This is a genomic window from Edaphobacter modestus (assembly GCF_004217555.1).
Lineage (GTDB): Bacteria > Acidobacteriota > Terriglobia > Terriglobales > Acidobacteriaceae > Edaphobacter > Edaphobacter modestus.
This window is the reverse complement of the sequence record NZ_SHKW01000001.1, coordinates 386,514-399,806: the sequence shown is the minus strand read 5'-3', so window position 1 is coordinate 399,806 and position 13,293 is coordinate 386,514. Positions and strand designations below refer to the sequence as shown.

At 55.8% G+C, this 13,293-nt stretch carries 9 protein-coding genes; all 9 read right to left on the bottom strand.

Going from position 1 to position 13,293, the window contains the following annotated elements:
- Positions 1-36: 36 nt before the first annotated feature.
- A complete protein-coding gene (locus BDD14_RS01635; protein WP_242617660.1) occupies positions 37-1,464 on the bottom strand; it encodes an amidohydrolase/deacetylase family metallohydrolase in 1,428 nt (475 codons plus the stop codon).
- 125 nt (positions 1,465-1,589) lie between these two features.
- The gene (locus tag BDD14_RS01630; RefSeq protein ID WP_130417292.1) at positions 1,590-3,206 is read right to left on the bottom strand and encodes a PLP-dependent transferase; all 1,617 of its coding nucleotides are present in this window, start codon (positions 3,204-3,206) and stop codon (positions 1,590-1,592) included.
- Positions 3,207-3,313: 107 nt separating this feature from the next.
- Positions 3,314-3,799, bottom strand: coding sequence for a RidA family protein (locus BDD14_RS01625; RefSeq protein ID WP_130417291.1), 486 nt, complete (start codon positions 3,797-3,799; stop codon positions 3,314-3,316).
- A 50-nt stretch (positions 3,800-3,849) separates the two neighbouring features.
- Entirely contained in the window at positions 3,850-5,136 is a 1,287-nt protein-coding gene (locus BDD14_RS01620) for a selenocysteine synthase (protein WP_130417290.1), read from the bottom strand.
- A 333-nt stretch (positions 5,137-5,469) separates the two neighbouring features.
- Positions 5,470-6,252, bottom strand: coding sequence for an RraA family protein (locus BDD14_RS01615; RefSeq protein ID WP_242617659.1), 783 nt, complete (start codon positions 6,250-6,252; stop codon positions 5,470-5,472).
- Positions 6,253-6,339: 87 nt separating this feature from the next.
- Entirely contained in the window at positions 6,340-9,624 is a 3,285-nt protein-coding gene (locus BDD14_RS01610; RefSeq protein ID WP_130417289.1) for a TonB-dependent receptor, read from the bottom strand.
- A gap of 276 nt (positions 9,625-9,900) precedes the next feature.
- Positions 9,901-10,524, bottom strand: a complete 624-nt coding sequence (locus BDD14_RS01605) for a response regulator (protein ID WP_130417288.1) — start codon at positions 10,522-10,524, stop codon at positions 9,901-9,903.
- Positions 10,521-11,615: an ATP-binding protein gene (locus BDD14_RS01600; RefSeq protein WP_242617658.1), complete on the bottom strand. Its 1,095-nt coding sequence runs from the start codon at positions 11,613-11,615 to the stop codon at positions 10,521-10,523. The genes BDD14_RS01605 and BDD14_RS01600 overlap by 4 nt, the downstream gene beginning before the upstream one ends.
- A gap of 257 nt (positions 11,616-11,872) precedes the next feature.
- On the bottom strand, positions 11,873-13,180 hold the full coding sequence (locus BDD14_RS01595) for an MFS transporter (RefSeq protein ID WP_242617657.1): 1,308 nt from the start codon (positions 13,178-13,180) through the stop codon (positions 11,873-11,875).
- Positions 13,181-13,293: the final 113 nt, after the last annotated feature.

The following is a 13,293-nucleotide window of genomic DNA, read 5'->3' as shown; positions in this document are numbered from 1 at the left end:
ACAGGTCCATCAACCTGCATTTGTTTCTGAACGGCTCTATTTCTTAGTTGCAGGCGCCTGCACCGGCGGCCGCGCGGTTCCAAAGGAACGAAGACGGAAGGTCGTCCAGTGGGGCGATAACTTGGGATCGCTGGAAGCCGGCTCATTCCACATATCCATCGAAATGCCGTTCAGGTCATAGACAATCTTTCCTGAGCGCACGGTAAGCTGGCAGATCAACTTGGTGTCTCCCATCAGCTTGGTGTTGTACATGTCGGCAAAGCCAAACTTTCCCTGTTCTTCACTCAGTACAGCTACATCCGCGGGCGATCCAACGGACAGGTTCCCGAGTTGGGGCTGACGAATCTCCTGTGCGGGATTCCAGGTGACCTCCTGGATGACGGTTTGGAGACTCTGTCCCATCGCGAGAAATTTGTCGGCGACGTTGAGCATATCCTTGGTTCCGGAGTTCATGCTGTCAATGTGCAGGTCGGTCGATAAAGAGTCTGGAGGAAAGCCGTTCTGCAACAGGGGGATCGCCACCGACCAGGCAAAGCTTCCGCCGCCGGTGCCGGCGTCGAAATAGATACCACGCTTGCGCCCGATCAGCATCGCCGCGCTGGCCTTGAGCGTGGTTGAATCCTGCTCGCCACGGTGACCGGAAAATGCGTGCGTGTAGATATCGCCCTTGCGAAGATGCGTGGCTAGCAGATCGTAAAGGGGCCGCTCAATCCGCCGGGAACCGTAGTCAATCATGACAGGAATATCGGCGATGTTCCCTGCCTTCACGGCCTCGTCATAAGGCTTCCACTCGGGACCTGTGAAGTGCGCGCTCTTAACGCCTACGATAACCCCGGGATACTTGAGCGCCATCTGACCTGTAGCTGCGCCGTCCATGTCATCAAGATTCTGCTCGATTCCATTGGGCCTCATGCCGGCACCTACAATGTTCAGCATGGCGAGTACGCGAGTTTCCGAACGATCGATCACGTGCTCTTTGAAATCCGGAAAATTTCGCCAGCCTGAGCTTCCCGCATCCACGCCAGTCGTTACACCGTTGCGGAAGGTGAATCCATCGGGCCAGATGGAGTTGTCGCCGGCGTAGGAGTTCTTCTCGCCCGGGGTAGCGTATACGTGCATATGAAGGTCGATGAGACCAGGCGTTACGTAATAGCCGGTTACATCGATGGTTTTGGCGGCATCCTTCGAATTGAGATTGTCGCCAACCCTGGCGATCAGTCCGTCTTTGATGGCTACGTCGGTAACCTTGTCGACGTGGTTCTTCGCGTCGATGACATGACCATGGGTCAGAAGCAGATCGTAAGGTAGAGTGTTCGGCGCATCCACAAAACCACGTCGGGGAGGTGCTGCTGGTTGCCCCTGCCCCGCAGGCTGGGACTGTTGCGCCTGGCTTACGCCAAGGAGAAAGAAGCAGGTACACAGCACCGAGCAGAACGACAGAGGGCGCTTTTCGAACTTCATCATCTAACCTCGCGACACTTCTTGAACACAGGACAATCGATTGATTACAGTTATATTTTCGAATGAAAGGCCGAGGACGTCATCGGCCCTGTGGTTCAGGATCAAAGTAGGCCAAATAGCCTAGGCGATCAGGCGCGTACCGCGCTCCATTTGGCCTCTCCATACTCGCCCATGGTGACCGTGCCAGACATACTGTTGCCCTGGACTGTTCCCTTGAAGTTGCACGGAAAAGGATTGCCTTCGACCGGCATCACGCTATGGAGCTCAATTTGATCTCCATGAACCACGCCCTGGAACTTCGCGTTGTAGATCTCGCCATGATGCTCGCCGGTGATGTCGTTTCCCTTCTGCTCGAGAACGAATTTCTGCTCACCGGTACCACGGATATATTGGATCGTCACAGCCCAGCTTCCCTGGATACTGGCTGGCGCTCCTGTAGGCAGGACAGGGTTGGGGTGGCTTCCGGGTTTGGTGAGCGCCGCATAAAGAGCATCTGCGATGATTTTTTCTTCTCCAGCCTCCATCATGTAAGACATGACTCCGATTGAGCTCTGCATCATCTCCGGACGGCGGCCCTGGGGGCCTACAAGAACGATTCGAGGGGTGCCGGCGTCGAGAAGAGCTGCCAACTCGGTCCCGGTAATACCAACCTTTTCGGCATCCCAGTGGATACGAAGGCTCGGGCAGCGGTTGGAGAGATCGACCGGCGCGGGGATGATCTCCGTCGTCAAAGAAGGAATTCCCTTGAGACGGCCTGCAATGTGCTGCATCCAGCTTGTCCACTGCGCCTGTTCCGCTGCGTGATCGCGTTTGTACCATTGACGCACCGCAGCCAGCAGCCCCATGGCCTCTTCCTTGCTGCACTTCAAGGCGCGGCCGTAACAGTGATGTGGTGCTGCCTGATAGTAGGCTGCCTTGCAGAGATCCTTTTTTCCGATCATCATGCCGGAGGACTGGGGTCCGCGCATGCACTTGCCGCCGGAGTAACCGACAAGGGAAGCTCCAGCCGCCAAATGGATATTGGGCTTGTTGGGCTCTTCTGCCGCAGCATCGACGAAGACAGGGACGTTCTTTTCATTCGCGATGGCGCAGAGGACGCTAATACTCATAGGACCGGAGGTAGAGTCGGGCCCGGAGAGGATATAGACCATGGCAGTACGGTCGGAGAGCTTGGCTCGAAACTCTTCCGGAGAATCAACTTCGACGATCTCTACTCCGCACATGCGCACGCCAATGTCGTAGGGGTTGCGCGAATGCCTGGGGATGATGACCTGATCCTTCTTCTTCTTGTAAGGCAGCGCCTGGCAAAGCTCGACATCGGCGCCTGCGATACATGCGACGGTGGCGAGACAGATTGCCGCTGCGCAGCCGGTTGTCGTAATTCCCCACTCGGCACCGGTCAACTCGGCGAGCTGCGCCCCGATGCCGTTCATCATCTCGTCCAGCTGAACGAAGTAGAAGGAGGCGTCGTACATAGCCTGCTTAACCTCGGGCAGTGAGCATGAGCCGCTAATGATCGTAAAGGTTCCGCGCCCGTTGATCATGGGACGGACCCCAATCCGAGTAAACAGGTTGTCGCGTATGTCGCCGTCTTTTACGAGCGTATGCTTCGGGCGCGGTTGATCCGCAAGCCCAGCCGCACTGGCAGCAAGAGGAGATGCAGAAGCAGCGCCAAGAGCCGAAAGAATTCCTGATTGCTTGAGAACCTCTCGACGAGACCATTTACCGTTGCGAAGTGGCGACATGTTTCGACCCTCCTGGAGCCTGGAGTTGATGGAGATAACTATGACAAAAGAAGAGGGATTTGCAATGGGCGGCTGGGGAGGCACGGCCCATTGCATCCATGACATGCCTAGATGTAGGCGATCATATCGATCTCAACCAGTGAGTTGCCGGGAATTCCCGCCGCCGGAGAGATGGTGGTTCTGACCGGAGGAATGCTGCCCCACTTTCCGGTGGCATAGACTTTGTTCATCGCGTCGTAGTCCTTTAGATCGTTCAGGTAAACATTCACCTTGAGCACCTTTTCCATCGAGGAACCGGCGCTGACAAGCTTTTTCTCCAACTCCTCGAGAACGTGCTGGGTGTGCTGCTCGATCGTGCCCTGGAAGTGGGCTCCTACACCGGCGAGAAAGAGCAAGTTGCCGTAAGAGACTGCACCTGAAAACAGTGGGGCCTTTCCGGTTGCCGGTGTAGCTGGCTGCGCCGGGTACGACTTCTTTTCAAGCTTGCCTGTAACCTGACCGGAGGCGCTCTTGGCTGCCACGGCTCCGCCAGTTGCTATGACTGCTGCCTTTGCTGCATTTTTAAGAAGACCTCTTCTCGACTGCTGCTCCATAATCTGACTCCTCCTGTTAGTTGAAAACTAGCTGTTGTTGCGTGAAACGCTTATGCCTCACCCTGTTTCAGGACGGCACGAATCTGACGGCCGACGATCTCAGGTTCTCCTGGCAGAAGCATCCAGGTACCAACTACGAGCGAATTGGGGCACGCAGGCATGCCATTGCCCGCGTGAGGGCTTCCTGTGGAAGGATTGAGCTCAATCGTGGGATCGAGGGAACGGAGGCGCTGTTGTACCTCATTTGGCGTAAGGCCGACGACCGCCGGGTCGTAAGTCAGAATGAGATGAGGGACATGGTTCGCCACCTCTGGCGTGAAGATACTAGTCTTCATCGTGGGAATATCTTTGACGATTTGGCTGATGACGTCGGCGCGACGGGTAAACTCTTTCGCCATCGTCTCGTCGGATTGCTCGATGAGCCAGTCGATTGCGGCAACCATCCCGACGATCTGCTCCTTCGCAACCTTCATACCGCGGCCAACCCCTTCGTTGGGATTGTTGCTCGCGTGCGCGAGATCGGTGAGATGCTTTTTGCCTAGAAGCAGACCCGCGTTCTGGGGTCCGCGAATTCCCTTGCCTCCCGAGAAGCAGACCAGATCGAACCCCATGCCGGTGTATTTCCACAGATTGGAGATGGGCGGCATGTCTGCAGCAGCATCAATGTGACAGGGGACATTATGTTCGTGGGCCACCTGCAGCCACTGTTCGTGGCCGATCTCTCCCGCTCCAGCCGAGTTGAAGAAGTTGGTCATGATTGTTTTTTCATTGAAGGCTCGCTTGTAGTCTTCAAGCGTCTCGACCTCCACAATCTTGGCGCCGCACAGAAAGATCGCATGATCGTAACCGTAACGATGCGCTTTCTGTACGACGACCTCATTCTTCATGGAGCCGACCTTCTGGGGGATGTCTTCGGCCGTTGCATTGTTTGCGGAGGCGATACAGGCCGCAGTAGCGAGGGTAAGCGCAGAGGAGGCCCCGCAGGTGACCACCGCTCCTTCGCAGCGAAGCTTTTGTGCCACATACTCTCCGGCACGCGTCTGGAGCTCTTTCAGATGCACTGGATGCTTGGCAGCCTCGGCAACCGCGCGTTGCACCTGAGGAGGCATCACGGCGGCGGTGAACATGGTGTAGGTCCCCGCCGCATTGATCATCTTCTTGACGCCGAGTTTGGCGTAGTAGTCAGTGGCGGCGGAGGCATCCGAGGATGCAGGTGCGGCAAACGCTTCCGCGGAAGAGCTAACCAGTGGCGCAACGCCGAGCATGGCAAGCATCGATTGCGACCATTGAAGAAAACTGCGCCGCGTCAGAATGCCAGAATCAGGTGGAGTGGACATCAAGAACCTTCCTTTCATTGCATCCCTGAAGTGGGTTTTCTAAATAAATATGAGGTATGACCATCTGACCTCAATCGAAGCCACTTGTCATAGGGCAAGAGACGAATCCGAAGCTACGTCAAATGCCGTAGAATCGTCTCTCCCTCCCGCCTGAAGATGAAATGCGTTAGAAGAAGTACTTTACTCCAAATTGATCATTACCAGCTTCGGTTGGCGTCCTGGCCACCGATCGTGGAGTAATCAAGAGTTATATGCCGGTGGCGATCTGCGCGATCTCATGCACCTGAGATCGCGCCGCCGAGCAAAAGACCGGGAACGGTTCGGAAATAGAGCCTAGATTCTTCCGAATTGCTTAACAGCCTCTACGATCGAGTGAAACTTTTCGATGAAGGGATACATGGAGTGCTCGCTGTTATCCAACTTCTGTGCGAGAACGAGAATATCCGCCGCGTGATCGCGAGGAACCACAACGACGCCATCCTGATCGGCGACGATGATGTCCTTGGGGTTGACCTTGACGCCATCGCAATCGATTGGGATATTGACGCCACCGAACCTGTAATGGCCCACAGAGGTCGACGGGACTGGTCCCAGAGCGTAAACCGGAAAGCCAAGCTTCTTGAGCTGAGGTAAGTCGCGCACGCCGCCATCGACGACTGCTCCTGCGAATCCTCGGGCAAACATCGCCGTTCCCATCAAGCCCCCCATACCGGCGATGTCTGCGCCGTCATCGATCTTCATGACGTAGACAGAGCCGGGACCGCCGGAGTCAATCGCACTCAACATTCCACCAAGCGCGTTGGGGTCGTGATTCTCTTCCTTCACGAGCCGGACCGTCAGGGCTGTACCGGCGAATTTTGCAGGAAAGATGGACTGCATGCGATGAGACATATACGTTTTTACGTGAAGGCTCTGCTCGATCGCGTCGGAGACCGAGGCTGCTTCCACGTGACGATAGGCTTCCAGCATTCCGGCGGGGTCAGCCGCATAGTCGGCAGCCGTTTTTGGAGCGTCCGCACGGACGATATGAGTGATGGTCAGAACCGTAGTGCAGACGACAGCGACAGTCGCGACCGTACGGAGGCGCAGAAACAACGACGAAGGCATGGAACTCATTTTCACTCCTAGAACTAAAGACATGCTACTTGAGTGAGACGAAAAAAGCCGCCGGATCGAGATCCGGCGGCTTTCGGTTTTGAAGAGTTAGAAGTTGATCTTGCCAACCAGCTGCAGGACACGCGGATCCGTCTGCGTGCTGGTGATGGTGCCGAAGTTGGCTGTGCCGAGTTGTGGGTTACCAGTAGAGTTCGGGTTGCTCGGATTCGCGTGATTGAAGAGGTTGAACGCCTCTGCCCGGAACTGGAAGGTCAAGCGCTCGTAAATTGGGAAGTTCTTGAACATCGAGAAGTTCACCAATTCACGTCCCGGACCACTCTGATCGTTGCGATGCAGATTGCCGTAGGTGTAATTCGCGGGCACTGCGTAAGCCGAACTGTCGATACAGCTTGCTGATGTACCATTGCGAACAACAAAACCAGCTGTACAGGTGTTCGATCCCGTCTTCACGAAGTTTGGACGCTGAATTCCACTGGTGCCGGTGTTGGCAACGTCGCCCGAAAGGCCGACATTGAACGGCATACCGGTTTGCAGCGTGATGATCGTGTTTGCCTGCCATCCTCCAGCCAGCGTACGGAATGCAAAGCTGCGATTCGAAAACTCCGGCAACTGGTAGAGCACCGTCGCTACAAAGCGATGGCGGATGTCCCAGTTCGAATTGCCGTAGTCGGCCCTTATGTTATACGGGTTCATCAGGTATCCACCGCCGTTAGAGTCATTGGATGTATCCATGGTGTGCGCCCAGGTGTAAGACAGGTTCATGCTGAGACCACGACTCATGCGCTGACGCAGGATCGCAGTGAGCCCATTGTAGGTCGCGTAGCCGCCGTTATAGATCTCGCGGATTGCGCCAAAGCCCTGATAGGGGCGACGCGCATTGACTACTCCAGGGCCCGGCAACGGCTGATTCGGCTGGAGCGAGAAGTCCAGATGAACAGATTTGGAGCCAAGGTACTGCAATTCAAAGGCTGCATCTTTCCACAGCTCAACACCCGTATCGACGTTCCACTGGTACATGCGGGGTGTAGGCAGCTTAGGCGCATCCGTGAAAACGGAGGTATAGCAGCCGATGGTACCTGGAACACAGGGAACAGGGGCGCTAGTGCCACCACTGGGGTTGGAATAGGTATTGGTGGAGAAATATGGATTCGCGTTATAGACAGAGGAGTTTGCGAGCGGGTAGTTTCCACTGGCCAACGTGAAAGCGTTGAGGTGGTTCGGGTTGTAATAGATACCTCCGCCTCCGCGAACGACGATCTTCTCCGTTGCGCGATAAGCGAACCCAAGGCGTGGCGCCCACAGATTATTATTAGGACCAGTGAACTGGAATCCAGGCGTCGGCGTAAATGTGGCACCGCTTGTTGCGTTGGTTGCCGGAATCAAGGCGGTGAAGTCGGGATTCAGAATACGGGCGTTCCCGTTCAACGAGTAAGGTATCGTCGGCTGCTCATAGCGGATACCGTACAGCAGTGTCAGCTTCTGGGTAACCTGCCAGTTGTCCTGTACAAAGTAGCCGTTGCGCCAACTTCCAACGGAACCTTTGACCTGGAAGATCGGTGTTGTCACAACTGACGCACGTCCAACAACGAAATCAGCGAAGGCGTTCTGGGGTGTGGTGTTGGTGCAAGGGTTGGTGCCAGTCGCCGGCGTTATACATTGGCTCGTGTACTCACCATTGAAGGTGAAGTTTCCGCGAGGATCGTTCTGCGCTGCGCGACCGATGGTCATGCGGCGGATATCGGCACCGGCCATGATGTTGTGCTTGCCTTTGGTCCAGGAGATCTGATCGTACCCGTGCAAGGTGCGGTCGTCCTGCTTCCAGTTGCTGCCAGCTTGGCCGAGGCCGATATAGCCCGGAATAACAAAGGTCGGGATTCCAGGGTTGTTGTTGTCCACGTCTGCCGTAAAGCCCGGGATTCCAAGCGCGGATCCCGCGCCCGCTATACCGTTCTGGGCGAACCCGTTGTTGACATTGCTTGTAAGGACGTTGAATCCGAAGCGGAAGTCATTGATGAAGTTAGGCGTGATGATGTGGGTGTAACCGATGACGCCATTGCGGTCCATCGTCGGCGAATACACGCTTGAGGTCGGCACCGGACTCCCGCTCTCGAACGTCAGATTTTGCCAGAGAAACCGACCAAAGAGGCGAATATTCTGACCGATATTATGATCGACGCGATCAAGGGTCTGGTTCTGCACCAAGTTCAAGGGAAGGGCTTGATTGAAGTTATTTGTAATCCCTGGGTTCGTCGGTAACGGGTAATACTGCATCAGCTGAGCGGCAACCGAAGACACCGGAAGCTGGTTGTTCAGATAAGGCGTGGTACGGTTCGTCGGATCATAGAGCTGGGTGCCCGGCAGCAACTCCGAGAAGTCTCCCGAGCGCATGCGTAGTGTCGGAACCGTACCAATATTGTTGGTAAGAGTCTGCGTATACGATCTCAGGCCCTCGTATGACGCCGTGAAGAATGTCTTGTCACGGCCATTGTAGAGAAAGGGGATCACAACCGGACCACTGAGAACGCCACCGAACTGATTGAAGCGCATCTTGGGGACACGAGATCCCGGCATGGCAAGCCACGGCCTGGCGTTGAGGGCATCGTTCTGAATGTAGTCATAGGCAGTGCCGTGGAGTGTGTTCGTTCCAGCCTTGGTGTCCGAGTTGATATGAATGCCCATGTAGGCACCGTACTGTGCGGTGTAGTTACCGCTCTGCACCTGAACTGCCGAGATGGCATCCGGGTTGGGCGTCACAGGCGAGTTGGAGATCAGCGAGTTCATGATCGTGATTCCGTCCAACGTCAACGAGTTTGTGACCTCGCGGGTACCTGCGCCGATGTAATTCGCGCCTGGGGGAATGCCACTGAAAGATGTCTTCGGGCCCTGGATAACGTTTGACGCGGTGGTTGCGAGATCCATCACACGGCGAGTGTTCATAGGAAGGTTCGTAACCAGGTGTGTGCTGATCGTATCGCCAATGAGCGCGTCGTCGGTGGATAGAGCCGGGGTTGCAGCCGATACCGTAATCTCCGTCGTTTCTGAGCCCACGTTAAGGGAGATGTCGGTTCGGGCCGCCATGTTGAGCTGAACGATTACGCCCGAGGCAGTGATCTTCTTAAAGCCGGTTTTTTCAACCGAGATGTCATACGTGCCCGGCGCCACGAACGGGATGGAGTAATACCCCTCACCGTTGGTATCGCCTGAATAGGAGACCTTTGTGTCTCGGTTTACACCCACGATGTGAGCGCCTGCGATTACTCCAGAGGTCGGGTCGGTAACCGTTCCCACCAACGATGTGTTATTTGCGACCTGCGCCATGAGGGCCAATGGAGCGACCAATAGAGCCAAACAACAGAATAATGCTCTTTTCACAATGAACTCCTATTATCCGGATAGCGACTGTAGCGTTGGTATCTGCGAACAGTCCATACAGAACCGACACCGCTGTTAGTGCCGAATCTGAATTTATCGAGTGAGATCATTTCACTCCTGTTCGAGACAACTGTCATCAGGCAGTTGACGTGTCCGCCTTTAAGGCGAATGACCTATCCGCCCGGCCAGACTGACACGACGAATCCCGAGCAAATTTCTTCGCAGAAGGAAATTGATCGCTGAACAGTTTCCACTTATCCCGTAGTGGATCAGAAGTTAATCAAGATGAATCAGGCCCCGTTGCAAAGCGTATATGGTTGCCTGTGTGCGGTCGCGAGCACCCATTTTATCAAGAACTGAGCTTACGTGAATTCTGACTGTCTTTTCGGCGATGCGCAACTCTTCCGCAATCTCTCGGTTGCTGCGCCCCTGAGTGATGCAGGCCAGCACCTCCGATTCTCTTGGGGTGAGCTCCACCGACGGCATGCGCTCGGCGAGACGATCCAGCGCCACATGAGGAAGATAGCGCAGGCCTCGATCCACATTCTGAATCGCATTCAGGAGCTCTTCCCCACTGGCATCTTTGGTCAGATACGCCATCGCCCCACTTCGCACAGCGCGGTAGATGTCCTCGCTGCCCCGGTAGTTCGAGAGAACGACGATCCGCGCGCCGGGAAATTCCTTGCGAAGCTCGATGATGACTTCGAAACCGCTGACCCGCGGCAAGCGAAGATCGAGGACGACCACATCGGGCCGGTGCTGGCGGTACATCGCAATTCCCGCCTCTCCATCACTTGCTTCGCCGATAATTCGGATCTGCGAATGCCCTGAGAGGACAGAATGAAGAGCCATTCGGGCAAGAAAGTGATCTTCGATGAGGAGAACGCGTATCTGTTTCATATACCGATCCACCGTATGACGTGATGTTCCTGATTGATGGGCATCTGCATCGCATTAAACGGAACCCTCACGGAGACTTCCGTGCCGTTCCCGATCTCTGTCTGCAGACGGAATGTACCACCTAGTTTACGCGTACGCTCTTCCATAACGGGAATTCCGAAATGGCCATGTCGGGAGGCAGAGCGATCCGACGACTGAAAGCCGCGGCCATCGTCGCGTATGGAGAGGCTAAGCGCGTCGGACTCGTATTTCAGGTGAACCATGATATTCGTCGGGTCGGCATGCCGGATGGCGTTCGTAATCGCCTCCTGCCCAATGCAGACGAGATGGTGCACGCAGCCGGGAGGCAGGGGCAGTTCGTCGCCTTCAACATCGAGAACGGTCTCAATCGATTCACGAAGATGATTTGCGGCGAGCGTTCGCGCCAGAGCCTGGGAGAGCACATTGGTCATCTCGTCGGTATCGCGCAGATCCCAGATAATGCGCCGCGCCTCTGCCTGGCAGTGAGAGACCATGCTCCGAGCAAGCTCACAGGATTTGGCTGCCGGGGTCGAAGTCAGATCGCCGTCGTGAAAGAGCTTCGCCGTGGCTTCGAGTTGCCAGGAGATCGCAGCAAAGCCCGCCATGAGAGTGTCATGACATTCACGCGCGATCCGATTGCGCTCCTCAAGGACGATGCCGATATGGCCCTTCATTATCTGCACCCGGCGACGATAGAGATATGCGGGGAGCACGATTGCGAGCAGCATCAGGGCGAGGTAGAAATACCATGTCTGGTAGATTTCGGTCCGTTCCCCGACGGACAGAGTGACTGCATGAGAGAGCCACTCGTCGCTTCCATCCTTCCGTTCCTGTACCTCGAAACGATAGCTACCGGGAGTGAGCTGGCTGTAATGTGCAGCGTGAAAACGGGTATTTTTCCATTCAGAATCATAGCCGACCAGGCGGTACCTGACTTCGCTTCCCGTCGGGTCGTAGGCACTGTCTTTGTCAAAGAGGATGACGATCTCCGGGCGCCCTCCGTCAACCTTGAAGTGAGTCTGCTCCGCAGAGCCTGTCGAGCCGCGAAACCACGATGGGACGCTGCTCAAGGGGCCGCTGGATGCATTTTCGGTAAGATATTTCGTTTTGTGGGAAGATGTCGGTTGGTTCTGTTCCTGCGCGATTGCGCTACAACAAAGCAGTGTTGAAATGCCGAGGCATGCAGTCAGAGCAGGTGAAAGACGGCAGCGCAATCCGAAAGCTATCTTCGCCACCGATTTGGGGCACACTTTCACGGAATGGGGAAGGCACGACACAGTCTTACTTATTGGGGCATCACAATTCCATCATAATCGCAACAAAAAGGTTATGCCGCCGTAAAGTGTTCGTCGAGCGGATGTTCGGGGTGAACCGTCAGCCAGCAGATGGCCCCTATAATGGCCAGGACGGCCGAAAACGAGAACGACGTCGTCCAGCCATACCGTTGGGCAATCCAAGGAGTAAGAGAAGCGGTGACAGCTCCGCCGATCTGACCTCCCATGTTAACCATGCTCGAAAAGACGCCCGAGCTTCGGCCCGCGATATCCACCGAGACTGACCAGAACGAGCTTTGCGACAGGTAAAGTGCCCCAGCTCCGCCAGCGAGGATTACGCCGGCAAGCTGCGGACTGTGAACCTGGGATCCCAGCACAAGAAACACGGCGGTTAGCACCAGTGCAACCGCGGCCAGACCACATCTTCCTACGCGAAGGCCATATTTTCCTGTCAGGTGATCGCTGAGCGCTCCCCCAACCAGGCAACATACCGTCATGGACAGAAACGGAAGCATTGCGAACTGTGCGCTCGACTTGAGATCGAATCCGCGAACCTGCGCCATGTACAGGAAGAACCAGCTGAAATAGATCCAGGCCACATAGCCGAAGCTGAAGTATCCCACCATCAGCGCCGGCAGATCCCGACGATGGAAGATCGCTCGCCACGAGATGGCGGTCCCCGAAGATCGTGTCTCCGACGGCGAAGATGGCGAAGCCGGTGCCGTCGCCCCGAAATACAGGCCATCGCGTATCTCTTTTAGTTCTTCCGGCGTCATTCCGGGATGCTCTTCTGGGGTGTCACGCGCCAGCAGCCACCAAACGGCACCGACGGCGAAGCCAACGAGGGCGCTGAACCAAAATGCCGCCCGCCAGCCGTGATGCGTGATCAGCCAGGTCAGCATAGGAGGTGTGAGCCCACTTCCCGCTCCTACACCTGCGAAGATGAGCCCATTGATGAAGCCCCGTTCCTGCATTGGGACCCAGCGCGCAACGAATTGATTCGCCGCGGGATAGATCACACTTTCTCCCGCGCCGAGGGCAAAGCGGATCCCAATCAAAAGCGACACTGCATACCGGACGTCTGTAGGAAGCAGCGCCGTCAAAACTGTTGCCACTCCCCAAGATATGACTCCAAATGTCAGGACGCGACGTGGCCCGAATCGAGCCGATAACCAGCCCGCAGGAAGCTGAAAACCTGCATATCCAATCAGAAAGGCGCTGAAGATCCAACCGAGGCGCTGATTTCCAAGGCCATATTCCATGCTGATCTGCAGGCCCGCGATTGAGATGTTGGTTCGGTCAAGGAATGCGACTCCACTCAACACAAACAACCAGAAGGCCAAAAAGTACCGAACTCGCATCCAACGACCCAACATCCCTCACTCCCACGGCGACTCGGCTCCCGTTCTAACGAAACCTTTACCGATAAAACGAACACACGGTTCAGTCACCAAGGTCTTCAGGCAGGACATTC